Origin of the sequence: Shewanella sp. GXUN23E, assembly GCF_050865035.1 — a bacterium.
Lineage (GTDB): Bacteria > Pseudomonadota > Gammaproteobacteria > Enterobacterales > Shewanellaceae > Shewanella.
The window spans coordinates 17,057-32,213 of the sequence record NZ_JBOZWP010000010.1 but is presented as its reverse complement, the minus strand read 5'-3'; the positions used below and the strand labels follow the sequence as shown (position 1 = coordinate 32,213).

The window sequence follows — 15,157 nt, the reverse complement described above, 5'->3', positions numbered from 1 at the left end:
ACGCTCATTGACCGATTGGAGAACTGCCAAATGAAGAAATCGTCAGTGATACTGGTATCCGTCTTTTCCGCTTTGCTGATCACCGCCTGCGAAGAAAAATCCACAGACAACGCTGCAGATAACTATGCTGACAAAAAAGCATCGACCATACCTGTAGCCTCTCAGGCAACCACCTCTGATAAACCCAAAACAACTCAGATTGCAAAAGGCGATACCAGTCAAACGTCCTTGGACTGGCCGGGCTCCTACCGCGGCACCCTGCCCTGCGCCAGTTGTGAAGGCATTAAAACCACCCTGATCCTCAAGGCCGATGGCCAATACCGATTACTGACTGATTATATGGGTGAACTGGATGGCAGATTTGATGAGGAAGGAAAATTCAGCTGGGATGCCGATGGCAGCAAAATAAAACTGTCTAACGGCAATCAATATCAGGTAGGAGAAAACCAACTCTTTATGCTCGATCAGGCAGGTAACAGAGTGACCGGCCCTCTGGCAGACCACTATCGACTGCTAAAGAAATAATTAACTCAATCAATAGTGCAAATCTGAACAATAAAAAGCCTGCTCAAGTAGCAGGCTTTTCAGTCTAAGGAACATGTTTTAACGTCAGATCAATCGCTACCAAAAAGATCTCGAGTGTAAACCTTATCAGCGACATCACTGATCTCTTCAACCATGCGATTAGAAACGATCACATCACAGCTGTTTTTAAACTCCTCAAGGTCTCGAATCACTTTCGAGTGAAAAAATTGGTCGTCTTTGAGCACAGGCTCATAAACAACAACTTCGACACCTTTGGCTTTAATCCGCTTCATAACCCCCTGGATACTTGACGCTCTAAAATTATCAGATCCTGCCTTCATAATCAGGCGATAAATTCCAACTCGATTTGGATTACGTTTCAGAATTGAATCCGCAACAAAATCCTTACGGGTTGAGTTCGCATCTACAATGGCGCGGATGAGATTGTTAGGCACATCGGCATAGTTGGCACGCAACTGCTTGGTATCTTTAGGTAGACAATATCCACCATAACCGAAAGAAGGATTATTATAATGATTGCCAATGCGAGGGTCTAAGCCGACACCTTCAATAATTTGCCGGGCATCCAAGTCATGGGACTCTGCGTAAGTATCCAGTTCATTGAAATAAGCGATACGAAGCGCCAAATAGGTATTGGAGAACAGCTTAACAGCTTCAGCTTCTGTTGAATCAGTAAACAGCATCGGAATATCTTGTTTTACCGCACCTTCGGCCAACAAGTTAGCAAATACTTCTGCTCGCTCACTACGTTCACCAACAATAATCCGTGAAGGATACAGGTTATCGTATAAAGCCTTTCCTTCCCGTAAAAACTCGGGGGAAAAGATGATATTATCAGCACCGAACTCTTCTTTAACACGCCTGGTATATCCAACAGGCACTGTTGACTTAATCACAATAACTGCACTTGGATTAATCTCGAGTACATCACGGATTATCGCTTCTACAGATTTTGTATTAAAATAATTCGTCTGAGGATCATAATCAGTTGGGGTAGCGACTACAACAAAATCAGCCCCATGATACGCATCTTGCTTATCTAATGTAGCTCGAAAATGAAGTCCCTTGTTCGTAAGGAAATCTGAAATCTCAGCATCAATAATTGGCGAAACGCCATCATTAAGCATATCGACTTTTTCAGCAACAATGTCTAACGCAACAACCTCATGGTGTTGCGCCAACAACATTGAGTTAGATAAACCTACATAACCTGTTCCCACAACAGCTATTTTCAAAAATAAATCCTCAATTAAGGAACTAAACTTATAACCCTACTTTGCTTCTCGGATAATTCAGGCTTATCACTGCCAGATAAAGTAGCTTCGATACTTTGACAATTCTTAACCTGCCAAACCAGGTCACAGATTCCGTCAGTAGGACTAAAGCCTGTCGGCGCTTCAAGCAACAACTCTCTGATTGTCTCATGGTCAAAAGAATGACAAGCCATATCGAGTTTTCCAAGCAGCTTGTGCAATTCATCCCAAGGCAAATGCACTTCATTTGCTGTCATGATTCTTTCATGGTCAGTACCCATCACATCGTCACCGATGAGCAGCTCTTCGTATAGCTTTTCCCCGGGACGGAGTCCTGAAAACTCTATGGCGATGTCGCCATCGGGATTAAGTTCGTCCTTGACTTCAAAACCACTAAGACGAATCATTTTTTTAGCTAAATCAACAATTTTTACTGACTGCCCCATATCGAGGACAAAGACATCACCACCTTTCCCCATAGCGCCAGCCTGAATAACCAACTGAGATGCTTCTGGTATAGTCATGAAGAAACGAGTGATCTCAGGATGAGTTACGGTCACAGGCCCCCCATTCGCAATCTGTTTGCGAAACAGCGGAACGACTGAACCACTTGAACCAAGCACATTACCAAAACGCACCATACAAAACCGAGTGCTCCTCTGAGTATTGGACAATGCCTGCAATACCAACTCAGCCATCCGTTTGGTCGTCCCCATCACATTCGTGGGGCGCACAGCTTTGTCAGTAGAGATTAAGACAAACGTATCAACTCCAGCTGCGATAGCAGCCTTGGCAGTATACCAAGTCCCAAATACGTTGTTACGAACACCTTCAACCACATTATGCTCGACCAATGGCACATGCTTGTAAGCAGCAGCATGGTATACAGTATTAACACCAAATGCCTCCATGACAGCCTGGACACGATTCTCTTTCTGAACTGACCCCATAAGAGGGAATATTTCAACCTCCAGACCAAGCTCGTTCTTTCGTGCCTGCAATTCACGATCAATGGAATATAGTCCATATTCAGACAATTCGAATAGAATCAGTTTACGGGGCTTCTGTATCAAGATCTGTCTACAAAGCTCAGAACCAATCGAACCACCTGCTCCGGTTACCATAACGACCTTGTTAGTTATGTTAGCCTTCATTAAGTCAGCTCGGGGAGCTACACAGTCACGACCAAGCAAATCCTCAATCTCTACTTCCTTTACGTCACTGAATAGCTTATCCCCACTGACCAAATCAGCCATTGCTGGCAAGGTCATAACTTTTACGGCCAATGGTTCTAAAGACTGCAAAATTTGCTGACGACGAGCACGACTTGCACTCGGCATCGCCAGCAATACACGTGTCGCGTGCTTTTGTTTTACAAGCTTGCGAATAATAGAAGGACAGTGCACGTGTAAGCCCTGAATTACTGTACCATGAAGTGATTCATCATCGTCGACAAACGCAACGGGATGATATTCATGGCTCTGCGCAAGCGCCAAAGCAGTTTGCCTCCCACTAACACCGGCACCATAAATGATAACAGGCTCACCCCGACGGTTGAGTCCACTGCCGACCATAGAGCGCATCATCGCTCTGGCACCACCCACAAATACCAATGCAAAAGCTGCATAGATAAAGGGCACCGTACGAGGTAAATCGACTGAGAAGAAATAGGCTACGGTTACAAGTGCAATAGTACTAAGGACAACCCCAAAGACTATAGCGGTCAGCGCCTGACTGCCGAGGTAACGAAGCACCGCTCTATACAAACCAAGCTTTACAAATCCAGCAATACTGATTGGACATGCGAACGCGATAAGCAGCCAATACTGACTACTGAGCAACACCTCAACAGAATCGACCCGGACAAGCAACGCAAACCAGAATGACAGAATCAAAAAGATCGAATCTACCACAACACTGACCATGCGTTTTTGAGGTCTCTTAAGCGAAAATAAAAACTGGAAAAAATCCATTTTTAACACCACCAAATAATTCATTTACAACAAACAAGCTAACAGGCCGATCAGCGTCAAGAGGTTTGCTCACAAAACAGATACCAATCACAGCAAATGTTCAAAAGGTACCCCCAAACACTAAAAACAACAAATATACTCTATGACTCAGAGAACGCTAGCCAAACAACATGCGGAACAATGATCTTGACAACAGAACGAAATTTTAAATTGGAGCAAGCCTAACAGCTGAACCAAAAAATGTCTCAGTTAGCGAAATCTGCCACAAGGGCTGTCTCAGATAAAAATTTACAAACTTAATTGATTAATAAAAAACAAGTTATCAAGAGACAGCCTTCTTGTCCAAGGGGAGGCACTATTGGGACAGTTTATATTGAATATCTACTTTTTAACCGCGTCACCGGCACCACTGCCGGTGGCTGTCATCAAAATATAGCGGAAGTAATCCTTCAGCGTCAGGGTGTCAATCATTTGCTTATCGGTTTTGGCAAGCAACGCAGGGGTAGACATATCAATGTTTTGTACTTGCGCCAGACCCGTAATACCAGGCAGTACGTCGTAGACACCTAGAGCTTCTCGCTCGTAAATCAAATCAGTTTGATTGAACAGATTCGGACGCGGCCCCACCAGACTCATCTCACCTTTGACGACATTAATCAGTTGTGGCAACTCATCAATTTTAGTTTTACGCAAAAAGGCACCGAGTTTGGTGATGGAAACCGTACTTACTAAGTGAGAAGCGACAGACTGGGTATCCACTGACATGGTGCGAAACTTAATCAGCTTAAATGGCTTTTTATGCCGCCCCACGCGTTCTTGTACAAAAATTGGCGAGCCGGTATCAAAAAAGCCAATAATGATGACCACTAACAAGATAGGCCACAGAAACAGCAGACCGAAAAAGGCTGCTAAAAAATCTATTATACGGATCATGAGTTACCACTATTTTTTTTTGGATTGTAAAAAAGCCTCAGCGGTTTGCTTAAAGCCTTGTTGGAGCGTTTGCGGGGGCGTCCAGTCTAACGTTTGTTTGGTATGGGTAATATCAACCTGAAGTGAGCCAGTTAATCGAGCAACAACGCCTGATTTATTGAACAATTTGGCGGCAAGTTTATAACACCAGATGGGCACGGGCAATTGCCAAGTGGACTTACCAAGCGCCAAAGCCATTTCACGTACCATTTGCGATGTGGATACATCACAGTCATCTGAGACTAAAAAAACCTGATTAGCCGCTTTGGGATGATCAATACAGGTGATTATCAAATCAACCAAATTATCAACCGATACCAAACTGCGCTTATTATGCGTAATACAACCAAACGGCAGCGAAATACCTTTAGAAACCAAATTCATCAAAGAAGCAAAGTTAGCCTTGACACCAGGCCCATAGACCAAAGTTGGGCGTATGATGACTACGTCCATTTCAGATCCTTTCGCAACATCTAACAGTAGCTGCTCAGCTTCCGATTTGGATACGCCGTAATCATCCTCTGGTCGATGAGGATCAGCTTCGCTAAATGGCTTATTTAGTCGCGTACTCTCACCATTAACCTTAATACTGCTGATAAAAATAAACCGCTTCACACCGGCCTCGATTGCTTGTCTGGCTAGATTCAGCGTTCCTGCTGCATTTGTTTCAAGATAAAGTGCTAATGGGTTCTTTTCCTGCTCATCCATTACATGAACACGAGCTGCACAATGGATCACCGTTTTACAACCAGCTAAAGCTTGTGAGTAATTATCCTGGCTATTGATTTCAGCTTGAAAATAAGGATAACGGGGAAACTTGCTAACACTCCCCCTACCTAATAAGACGAGCGCTCTATCAGACACATTTTTAATGATATGGCGTCCAAGGAAGCCATTGGGACCTGTGATTAAGATCATTTGAATATTAATCCCATTATCTTTTCAGGATATTTACTCAGAACCGATAGCCAAGAGCAGGGTAAGCCGTTACTTCGACATGACTTAATGATTTCTCTGTTCAATAGGATATTGGCAGATATACCTGATGTACTTATCCCCCCCTCCCGCATCTTGACCACTTCTTCTGGTAGATACCTAAAGGTCGAATTTGAAATGGAAAACGCACGCACTAAAAAATCAAAGTCTGCCGCAATTTTAAAGTCAAGGCTATAAGGACCAACCTGTTCAATAAGTGTTCTCTTAAGGTAGCAAGAGGGATGGGCGGGCATAAACCCCCTAGAGAATTTAGCTTTATGAAACCCCTTTGAGGAATAATGGCGCGTTTTTTTTGTCAGTGTGACATCGTAGAATCCAATATCACCATATACACCATCCACACCCTCTGCCGCTTGCACGATACGTTCTATAATGCAATCATTGGCAAGAATATCATCGGAGTTCAGGATCCCGACCAAATCGCCAGTTGCCCGCGCTAAGCCTTTATTCATCGCATCATAAAGCCCTTGGTCTTTCTCTGATACCAAAATATCGACCACATCCAAATACTTGCTCAAAATATCAAGGGTTGTGTCAGTGGACCCTCCATCAATAACAATAAACTCAATATTTGAATACTTTTGATTCTTAACCGATTCGATAGTATCCGTGATGGTTTTCGCGGAGTTATAACAAACCGTAATTATGGATACTTTCATTTTCACTTTTTCATTTAACAATAAGTACGTGCAACGGTTCCGGTACAGGTGAGTGAGTAACTTGGCGCTACCGCAGGAATAATGACCGACTGACCGGCTGCTAAGGTTACTTGACTGTGGACGCTATTGATCGTCGCTGTTCCATTGATACAGAGGATAATTTCTGGTGACGATACAGAAATATCTATGGTACCAGCCTTGATGATATCAAACTTAAAATCATCAACAGGAGTAGGATAAATCAACCTACCATTGGTTTCGACCGGTTTTAATTTTAAGTCGCACATTTTTAACGACTCAAACTTGGTATTCGCCAATAACTCCTGGACGTCAATATACTTCGGTGTAAGCCCAGCACGTAACACGTTGTCAGAATTGGCCATCACCTCAACCCCGACTCCTTTTATGTAAGCGTGTGGCGTCTCGGCAGCCAGATACATCACTTCACCAGGTTGAAGCTCAATAACATTAAGAAACAGAGGCGAGAACAAACCAACATCATCTGGATATAAAAAAGAAAACTCTGAAATTAACTTGAGTATTTCTACCTGGTCTGGATACGTTTCTAGGCGAGCATAACAATTAAGCAACTCATTGATAGCCTGACTTTTAAGCGACTCATCCAACAGCAAAATGGATTCAAAAAGTTGCGCTAATGTTTCTGTACAAGGCCGAGAAAGGAATGGTTCAATAATTTCGCAAAGAGATGGTAATGCTAAACGTGAAAAGAATCGATGAATTTCATCAAGCTTCCGGAAACCGTTCATAGCCAGATACGGTGTAATAGCATAAAGCAGCTCAGGCTTGTGATTCGCATCTTTATAGTTCCGCTCTGGCGCATTCAGAGAAATCCCTTGAGCATTTTCCTTATCGAAACCAATTTTTGCGGCCTCTTTACTCGGATGGACTTGAATGGATAGTGGTTGATGGGCGGCTAGAAGCTTGACCAAAAATGGCAATTGACTCTCGAACTGTTCACACTTTTTTCCAAGCCATAACTCTGGCTTTGCGTTAATCACATCGACTAATGCATGGTCACGATTATCCAGCGTCAAACGCGAACTACTACTTGGATGCGCTCCCATCCATAACTCGGCTTGCGGTAATCGGTCTGGATTTGCGATATTGAATAGATTAAAGAACGCGTCGGGACAACCCCACTGAAAGTTTTTAATTGGGTTGGTTAATTGAAATATCATGATATGGCCAACTTCAACTCACACTTGTGACTATATGAAAAGTGCAGGTGGATATACCCCTGCACTCCCCTCTTTACAGATCCGTAGGCGCTATATGCTGTAATTTATTTAGTGTCTGAATAACCAGTGCATTTGACTTTTCAACTGAATCAGACTCAGCATAACAACGAAGTTCCGGAGCATTCCCGGATGGACGCAAATGAACAATATCACCGGATGCCAGTGTCATTCTTAGGCCATCAGTCACATCAACTCCCGAAACCAAGGAGTCTTCAAACCCCAGAGTTCTAAGCAAGCATTCTGGTTGCTCAGTTGCTTTACCGATAATTTGCTGACTTTTCTCTGTTGCATAGTTTTGAATACGATCACTCGACGTAAAACGACGCGGCAAGGCTCGTAGCAAGTCAACTATCTTACTATGCTTGGCTTCTGCCAACAGCATCAACGCCGGTAATACAGCATCACGGGTTGGCAGCGCATTTAAACACTTGCCATTAATACTGATATCGGAACCTAATAAGAAACCACCATTCGCTTCAAAACCTGCAACCGAACTGTAATAACGAGATAATTCATCAAATTCAGCAATTACATAAGGCGAACCTATTTTAGTTTGGGACACTCGCTTGAATGCAGGCGATGCGGCAATCATTGTGTTACAGCTGACGGGCACGGCTAACGCCTCTATGCCTAATGCTTGTGCACACAACAGCCCTAATATATCACCACGAAGCCATTCACCGGTCTCATCTGCAACGAGTGGTCTGTCACCATCACCATCCGTTGAAAAAATAAAGTCCAGTCCATTTTGCTGGGACCAAATCTTACCTTTACGCTTATCGCACTCGGCTACAGCTTCAGTGTCAATTGGCACAAATTCGTCAGTCCTTCCAAGGGAAATCACTTCCGCCCCAAGTGCCTCAAACAACCCTCGGTATAAATCACGTCCTGCACTGGAGTGCTCATAGATACCAATGCGTTTGCCTTGAAGTAATGTCGCATCAAATAACTGAACATATCGTTCAACATAACGTTGCGCTGCAACATCGTTAGCTATGAGTTCCGGCAACATAATACGAGCATCAAAATCGACTTCGGCGTTCAAAATCAATTGCTCGTCCAGTTTGGTGATTTCGCCATCAGGTCGATAGAACTTTAAGCCATTACGGTCAAAAGGTATGTGACTCCCGGTAACCATAATGCAAGGTATGCCGTCTTGCATGGCGGAGAAAGCCAAAGCCGGTGTAGGTATAACGCCGTAATAAACCGCCTCTAATCCGACAGACTCTATCGCTGCTATACAGGCTTTGGCCATCTCAGGGCTACTTGGACGGTTATCAATCGCGATGGCGATTTGCTTAAATTCAAACCTACCAGATAACGCATGTATGAATGCATGGCCAAATGCAACGCAAACCTCTGGCGTGAACTGGGTAACCAATCCACGAGCGCCACTAGTACCAAATTGGACGCCAGAATTGGCAATTACCTGTCTTGTATTTAACTTATTCATGTTCAGTATCCTATACCATACTCTTCTAAACGTACGATATCGTCTTCTTCCAAGTAATTACCCGAGCGCACTTCAATTAAATGCAAATCAACTTTACCGGGATTTTCGATACGGTGTGCAGAACCAAGCGGAATATAGGTAGATTGATTTTCACTGACTAAGTAGGATTTTTCTCCGTTTGTGACTTTTGCTGTCCCCTGAACTACTACCCAGTGCTCTGCGCGATGATGGTGCATTTGCAACGCGGTCTGCTCACCCGGTTTTACGCATAAATGCTTCACATGGTAGCGCTCACCTTCCGCGATTTCATCATGCGACCCCCAAGGGCGGTAGACCTCTCGGTGTTGCTCCCACTCACGACGTTGCAATCCTTTCAGTTGGTTAACGATATTTTTGACGTCTTGTACTTTGTCTTTATTGGCAACCAACACTGCATCCTTGGTTTCAATAATCACTAGGTTATCGACACCTACTGTAGAAACCAGCTTATTTTGTGCATAAACGTAACTATTATGGGTTTGGTCGGAGATGACATCACCTACCAATACATTTCCATCTTCGTCCTTCGAAGATACTTCCCACAAGGCGCTAAAAGAACCCACATCGCTCCATCCTGCTTCCATCGGCACCACTAGGGCATCTTGTGTTTTTTCCATTACAGCATAGTCGACTGAATCATCAGGGCATTGTAAAAACTCATCTTCAGCTAATCGAATAAAGTCCAAATCCAGCCTTGCACCTGACATCGAAGCTTCACATGCGCTGAGAATATCAGGCCTATGAAGTTTAAGCTCTGCTAAATAACGAGACGCTTTAAACAGGAACATACCACTGTTCCAATAGTAGGTTCCGGAAATAAAGTATTCTTTAGCTGTAGCGAGATCAGGCTTTTCAACAAACTGTGCCACCCGAAACGCAGAGCCTAAAACCTCGCCTTGTTTAATATAACCATATCCTGTTTCAGGTGCGGTTGGTACTATCCCAAACGTAACTAACATTCCCTGCTCAGCCGATGAGATAGCATTGTTGACAGCTTGACGAAATGCATCTTGATTTTGGATCACATGATCGGCAGCCAGCACCAACAACAAGGGATCATCACCATCTTTAATGGCATGTAACGCCGCAAGAGCAATCGCAGGAGCTGTATTACGTCCGACGGGCTCCAAGACGATACCACTATGGGTTACACGTTGTTGCCTCAGCTGCTCTGCGATAATAAAACGATGTTCTTGATTACATATCAATAGAGGAGCTTGATGTTCTAAACCAGAAAGACGTGCAATCGTCTCTTGTAACATCGACTTATCGCTGGCGAGATTAATAAACTGTTTTGGATATAAACTACGCGAAAGAGGCCATAGTCGACTTCCAGAGCCTCCGGCCATTATCACAGGTAAAAGCATAGAACTTACCTACTTTATTATTTATAACTGTCACAAAAATATGCTTTTGTATTTCGATGAACAAGATCTGATGCTAAGAGGTCTTCAATATCCCACCACCGGTAGTTATGATGTTGCTCTACGGGAAGTTTGCGAATGGGGATATCGCTATCAATCTGATAGCCCAACACAACATAGTGAGTTGAGAATTGAGTGCCTGAAAAATTGTCATCATAAAGGTGCTGATAGGGTCCAAGAAAAGTAGCATCCATCAGTCCAATAGATTGACCTAACTCCAATTGTGTCAATCTCAAAAACGCTTGTTCAAACGTTTCATCTTTACAAATACGACCACCAGGAACAAACCAATAACCTTGAGCCGGGCGATTTGTCCTTAATCCTAATAAAACCTGATCGTTCGCATTACGGACGATCAGGTCTATCGAAACCAGTGGCGTAGATGCAACGACAGTTTTAAATGTTAACTCGTCGAGTCGTTGCGTCATTACGGAACCTTACGTGTACAAGCTATTTACGGAAGTTATCTTGGTTATTCAAAAACCATTGATATGTCCGACGCAAACCGGATTCTAAATCAATGCTATACTGCCAGCCAAGTGAGGCGAGGCGCTGAACATCCATCAGTTTACGAGGCGTACCGTCTGGTTTAGTCGTATCAAATACGACAGAACCATCAAAACCTACAACTTTTGCCATAGTTTCAGCCATTTCACGGATAGTGCAATCAACCCCAGTACCTACGTTAATGTGGGAAAGCATAGGTTCAGTGTTAGCAAGATAGGTCTCGCGGTCTAGCTCCATCACATAAACAGATGCTGCAGCCATATCATCTACGTAAAGAAACTCGCGCATTGGCGTACCCGTGCCCCAAACAACTACCTCAGCATCCCCCCGATGCTTAGCTTCATGGAAACGACGCATCAATGCAGGAATAACGTGAGAATTCTCCGGGTGAAAATTATCATTTTCCCCATAGAGATTTGTTGGCATCACGCTTCGGTAATCACGACCGTATTGGCGATTATAAGACTCACACAGCTTAATACCTGCGATTTTGGCGATTGCATATGGCTCGTTGGTGGATTCTAGCGTTCCGGTTAGCAGTGCACTTTCCTGCATTGGCTGCTCAACCAGTTTAGGGTAAATACAGGATGACCCTAGAAATAAGAGATGTTGTACGTTGTTACTATGTGCTGCATGGATGATGTTGCATTCCATCATCAAGTTTTCGTAAATAAACTCTGCCGGATAAGTATTATTGGCATGAATGCCACCCACTTTTGCAGCAGCAATATACACCTCATCGATGTGCTCTGTATCAAAAAACGCGTTTACAGTACTCTGATCGAGTAAATTCAACTCACTACGAGTACGAGTAACGATCTCGACATCATCACATTTCGATAATTGGCGAACAATAGCAGAACCCACCATGCCCTGGTGACCAGCAACAAAGACTCTTTTAGACATGGTTATTCACCTGCTAAGCCGTGCGTTTTAATGTCCAACTCTTGTTTCGCTTTCGTGAAGGTGTTGGTATTCTCTAATGAGATAGAAATATCGAAGCCATGAGCTTTAAGAATCGCATGCTGTTTAGCTTTAGCGATGTCCGCAGCCACCATTTCTGCACACATCTCTTCTACTGTGATCTCTGGCACCCAACCCAATTTTGCTTTTGCTTTGCTAGGATCACCTAGTAGCGTTTCTACTTCTGCCGGCCGGAAGAACTTCGGACTAACACGAACAATCACATCACCAACATACACTGCCGGTGCTTTTTCTGAATCTACCGATGTTACGGTTGCAACTTCGTCGACCCCCTTGCCAGAGAACTCTAACTCGATGCCAGCTTCTTTGGCTGACATGCTAACAAACTCACGCACTGAGATTTGCTTGCCTGTCGCAATAACAAAATCATCTGCTATATCTTGCTGTAACATCATCCATTGCATACGAACATAATCTTTCGCATGGCCCCAATCGCGCAAAGCATCCATATTACCGAGTTCAAGACAAGACTCAAGCCCCTGAGAAATGTTCGCAATTGCACGCGTGATCTTACGCGTAACAAACGTTTCACCACGACGCGGAGACTCGTGATTAAACAAAATGCCGTTACACGCATACATACCGTATGACTCACGGTAATTTACAGTAATCCAATACGCGTACATTTTTGCAACTGCATAAGGTGAGCGTGGATGGAAAGGAGTTGTCTCTTTTTGCGGGATTTCACGAACCTCGCCATAAAGCTCAGAAGTCGATGCTTGATAGAAGCGCGTTCTTTTTTCAAGTCCATTGATACGAATAGCTTCAAGTAAACGAATAGTTCCCATAGCGTCGACATCAGCTGCGTATTCTGGGGACTCAAAAGAAACTGCCACATGGGACATTGCACCTAGGTTATAAATTTCATCGGGTTGGATTTCTTTTACCAATCGAATAAGATTTGATGAGTCCGTAAGGTCACCATAGTGAAGATGGATATTGCCTGAGTTCGCAATCGCTGAGTCAATACGCTCGGTGTTAAAAGAAGAAGCCCGACGAATAAGCCCATGAACTACGTAACCCTTTTCGACTAACAACTCTGCTAAATATGATCCATCTTGACCAGTAATTCCGGTAATAAAAGCAGTTTTTTTTGTCATTTGATATTGACCTTACCTTAAAGTGATGCGTATATCTTTTTTGTTTCTCTACAACAGTTATCCCAAGAAAATCGTTTCGCGTTTTGTAATCCTGCGGCGATAACCTCATACCGACATTTACTATTCATCAACATAGAAATAGCCTCGGATAATTCTGCTGCATTTGCTCTTTCAAGCAATATGGCGGCATCACCTGCTACCTCTGGGATGGAAGAACAGTTAAGTGCGATAACAGGGCAACTAGCTCGCATAGCTTCTAACACGGGTATACCAAAGCCTTCATATTGTGAGGGATAAACCAATGCCAATGCCTTATTATAAATTAAATTTAGATCCGAATTAGTCAAAAAACCTTTGACTTCATAACGACCAGGAAGATTTTTATTCAAAAAATCAGTTTCTTTATCCGTTAGCTTTCCACCACCAACAATAATCATTTTAACGTCTCTAATTCGACGAACAGATTCTACTGTTATATTAAAGTTTTTATACTTTGCTCTAGATCCTACAAATACAACATAATCGTCACTGTTTAAGTTCAATGGATAATAATCTTCTGAAACACCATTATAAACAACTTCAATCTTCGACTCAGGAACAGGACAGTACTTTAATAAATCATTCGCGGTATTATGTGAAACGCAAATAATTTTATCACTATTCATAATAGCATTGTTTTTTTGAAAAGAATGCACCTTTTTAGGAAGTCCTGTAACATACTTTTCATATGTAAAGTCATGTACGGTGGTTACAATTTTACATTTTGATGTTGGTAATCGATAATATGTAGAATGAAAAATATCATTGCTTGACAAGTTTAAGTTAAATCTTCTATATCTCTCAAACAATCTAGGTGACAATTTCGTTGCATTATTCTTTAACTCACCTCCATCTCCATAAGTAAAGTACTTACTTTCTCCTAATTTCATTCTTTTATTTAACTCATGAAAAAGAACACTTACTCCACCATGAGATTGAATATGATTAATAATACCATCATAAACTATCATTCGATCACCTTAAGAAAGCCAATTACAATACCTTTAAGACGATAGAGATACACTTTTCTATTGACATTATTACTCAAAGAGAAAGCAAGGCCACCTGAAATACGGAACAATATATACAGGTAATAAAACAGAATACGCCAATTACCATCATCAAACATTTCCCTTACCAAATAGCCGAAACCAATGCTGTATTTATAATACTTAGCTATATCTGATATAGCATAGTTACTATCAACTACAGGATGATAAACAAATATATCTCCTACGTACACGCATTTATTATTTATATCTATAAGTCTATATATGAATTCCGTTTCTTCTCCTGAACCGACCTTAGTTCCAGCACCCAATTTCTCATTAAAGTAAATTTGATCGTGTTCAACATTTTCAAGCCGAACAAATATACCTACTGAAATTGGATATTTAAATACATTAAACTTAGTTACAACTTTAATTACATCTACCGGGCGCCCCCCGTATGTCTTATTATTACTGGGGTCTAAAACATTAGTGCATAGAATATCACAATCAATATTAGCTTCAAAAAAATCAACTACTTTTTCAATTAGACATTCTTCATACCAACAATCATCATCAGGAAAAGCTATAAAATCATATTCTTTTAACTCAAGACATGACAATGCGATATTTCTCGCCTTAGACAAAGATACAAGATGATTGACCTCAATGGTAATAAGATTTATATTTTCTGGAAAATCATAACCGTGGTATTTTTTAATATTTTGATTAACAAAAATCAAATCTATAATATAATTCGTATTTTGAGCACTCAAAGAACCAAAAAATTGTTCTATTACATCAAATTTGGCATTTGTTGTAACGATAAGACATATCTTTTTCATTTCACTACATTTCCGTTTATATCATTATAAAAAGTAGATGACTCCTGAGTAAAAATATAATTATTTATTCAAGATATAATAATCTATTAATCACAAAAAAGATAACTTCCAAAGATAAT

The 15,157-nt window shown here is 42.0% G+C and carries 14 protein-coding genes; 1 reads left to right on the top strand and 13 read right to left on the bottom strand.

The genetic code is table 11. From position 1 onward, the window contains the following. Positions 1 to 30 precede the first annotated feature (30 nt). Positions 31 to 525: a copper resistance protein NlpE gene (locus ACRRUX_RS10600; protein ID WP_432530005.1), complete on the top strand. Its 495-nt coding sequence runs from the start codon at positions 31 to 33 to the stop codon at positions 523 to 525. A gap of 89 nt (positions 526 to 614) precedes the next feature. Here ACRRUX_RS10600 and ACRRUX_RS10595 read toward each other — a convergent pair whose 3' ends face one another. The 13 genes from ACRRUX_RS10595 to ACRRUX_RS10535 all read right to left on the bottom strand — a co-directional run bounded on the left by ACRRUX_RS10595 (position 615) and on the right by ACRRUX_RS10535 (position 15,038). After that, positions 615 to 1,781 (bottom strand): nucleotide sugar dehydrogenase, encoded by a 1,167-nt coding sequence (locus tag ACRRUX_RS10595; protein WP_432530003.1) that lies wholly within the window; start codon positions 1,779 to 1,781, stop codon positions 615 to 617. Positions 1,782 to 1,795: 14 nt separating this feature from the next. Beyond that, positions 1,796 to 3,772: a polysaccharide biosynthesis protein gene (locus tag ACRRUX_RS10590; protein WP_432530215.1), complete on the bottom strand. Its 1,977-nt coding sequence runs from the start codon at positions 3,770 to 3,772 to the stop codon at positions 1,796 to 1,798. A gap of 381 nt (positions 3,773 to 4,153) precedes the next feature. Then, positions 4,154 to 4,705 carry a sugar transferase gene (locus ACRRUX_RS10585; RefSeq protein ID WP_432530001.1) on the bottom strand — a complete coding sequence of 184 codons (552 nt, stop codon included), beginning with the start codon at positions 4,703 to 4,705 and terminating at the stop codon, positions 4,154 to 4,156. Positions 4,706 to 4,714: 9 nt separating this feature from the next. Then, positions 4,715 to 5,662: a UDP-glucose 4-epimerase family protein gene (locus tag ACRRUX_RS10580; protein WP_432529999.1), complete on the bottom strand. Its 948-nt coding sequence runs from the start codon at positions 5,660 to 5,662 to the stop codon at positions 4,715 to 4,717. Further along, complete coding sequence (locus tag ACRRUX_RS10575; RefSeq protein WP_432529997.1) at positions 5,659 to 6,399, bottom strand: glycosyltransferase family 2 protein; 741 nt, start codon at positions 6,397 to 6,399, stop codon at positions 5,659 to 5,661. The genes ACRRUX_RS10580 and ACRRUX_RS10575 overlap by 4 nt, the downstream gene beginning before the upstream one ends. A 14-nt stretch (positions 6,400 to 6,413) precedes the next feature. Next, a complete protein-coding gene (gene manA, locus ACRRUX_RS10570) occupies positions 6,414 to 7,598 on the bottom strand; it encodes a mannose-6-phosphate isomerase, class I (RefSeq protein ID WP_432529994.1) in 1,185 nt (394 codons plus the stop codon). 73 nt (positions 7,599 to 7,671) lie between these two features. Next, positions 7,672 to 9,111 carry a phosphomannomutase gene (locus ACRRUX_RS10565; protein WP_432529992.1) on the bottom strand — a complete coding sequence of 480 codons (1,440 nt, stop codon included), beginning with the start codon at positions 9,109 to 9,111 and terminating at the stop codon, positions 7,672 to 7,674. A 2-nt stretch (positions 9,112 to 9,113) separates the two neighbouring features. Next, the gene (locus ACRRUX_RS10560; protein ID WP_432529990.1) at positions 9,114 to 10,517 is read right to left on the bottom strand and encodes a mannose-1-phosphate guanylyltransferase/mannose-6-phosphate isomerase; all 1,404 of its coding nucleotides are present in this window, start codon (positions 10,515 to 10,517) and stop codon (positions 9,114 to 9,116) included. Between the two features lie 17 nt (positions 10,518 to 10,534). Beyond that, positions 10,535 to 11,002, bottom strand: a complete 468-nt coding sequence (locus ACRRUX_RS10555) for a GDP-mannose mannosyl hydrolase (protein ID WP_432529988.1) — start codon at positions 11,000 to 11,002, stop codon at positions 10,535 to 10,537. Positions 11,003 to 11,024: 22 nt separating this feature from the next. Next, the gene (fcl, locus tag ACRRUX_RS10550; RefSeq protein WP_432529986.1) at positions 11,025 to 11,987 is read right to left on the bottom strand and encodes a GDP-L-fucose synthase; all 963 of its coding nucleotides are present in this window, start codon (positions 11,985 to 11,987) and stop codon (positions 11,025 to 11,027) included. Positions 11,988 to 11,989: 2 nt separating this feature from the next. Beyond that, positions 11,990 to 13,165: a GDP-mannose 4,6-dehydratase gene (gmd, locus tag ACRRUX_RS10545; RefSeq protein ID WP_432529984.1), complete on the bottom strand. Its 1,176-nt coding sequence runs from the start codon at positions 13,163 to 13,165 to the stop codon at positions 11,990 to 11,992. Between the two features lie 17 nt (positions 13,166 to 13,182). Further along, positions 13,183 to 14,175 carry a glycosyltransferase family 4 protein gene (locus ACRRUX_RS10540; RefSeq protein WP_432529982.1) on the bottom strand — a complete coding sequence of 331 codons (993 nt, stop codon included), beginning with the start codon at positions 14,173 to 14,175 and terminating at the stop codon, positions 13,183 to 13,185. Continuing rightward, entirely contained in the window at positions 14,172 to 15,038 is an 867-nt protein-coding gene (locus ACRRUX_RS10535) for a glycosyltransferase (RefSeq protein ID WP_432529980.1), read from the bottom strand. The genes ACRRUX_RS10540 and ACRRUX_RS10535 overlap by 4 nt, the downstream gene beginning before the upstream one ends. Positions 15,039 to 15,157: the final 119 nt, after the last annotated feature.

Excerpts from the sequence above, each read along its gene's own strand:
- ACRRUX_RS10600 (WP_432530005.1), top strand. The coding sequence starts at position 31 with ATGAAGAAATCGTCAGTGATACTGGTATCCGTCTTTTCCGCTTTGCTG.
- ACRRUX_RS10590 (WP_432530215.1), bottom strand. The coding sequence starts at position 3,772 with ATGGATTTTTTCCAGTTTTTATTTTCGCTTAAGAGACCTCAAAAACGC.
- ACRRUX_RS10585 (WP_432530001.1), bottom strand. The coding sequence starts at position 4,705 with ATGATCCGTATAATAGATTTTTTAGCAGCCTTTTTCGGTCTGCTGTTT.
- ACRRUX_RS10580 (WP_432529999.1), bottom strand. The coding sequence starts at position 5,662 with ATGATCTTAATCACAGGTCCCAATGGCTTCCTTGGACGCCATATCATT.
- ACRRUX_RS10575 (WP_432529997.1), bottom strand. The coding sequence starts at position 6,399 with ATGAAAGTATCCATAATTACGGTTTGTTATAACTCCGCGAAAACCATC.
- manA (WP_432529994.1), bottom strand. The coding sequence starts at position 7,598 with ATGATATTTCAATTAACCAACCCAATTAAAAACTTTCAGTGGGGTTGT.
- ACRRUX_RS10565 (WP_432529992.1), bottom strand. The coding sequence starts at position 9,111 with ATGAATAAGTTAAATACAAGACAGGTAATTGCCAATTCTGGCGTCCAA.
- ACRRUX_RS10560 (WP_432529990.1), bottom strand. The coding sequence starts at position 10,517 with ATGCTTTTACCTGTGATAATGGCCGGAGGCTCTGGAAGTCGACTATGG.
- ACRRUX_RS10555 (WP_432529988.1), bottom strand. The coding sequence starts at position 11,002 with ATGACGCAACGACTCGACGAGTTAACATTTAAAACTGTCGTTGCATCT.
- fcl (WP_432529986.1), bottom strand. The coding sequence starts at position 11,987 with ATGTCTAAAAGAGTCTTTGTTGCTGGTCACCAGGGCATGGTGGGTTCT.
- gmd (WP_432529984.1), bottom strand. The coding sequence starts at position 13,165 with ATGACAAAAAAAACTGCTTTTATTACCGGAATTACTGGTCAAGATGGA.
- ACRRUX_RS10540 (WP_432529982.1), bottom strand. The coding sequence starts at position 14,175 with ATGATAGTTTATGATGGTATTATTAATCATATTCAATCTCATGGTGGA.
- ACRRUX_RS10535 (WP_432529980.1), bottom strand. The coding sequence starts at position 15,038 with ATGAAAAAGATATGTCTTATCGTTACAACAAATGCCAAATTTGATGTA.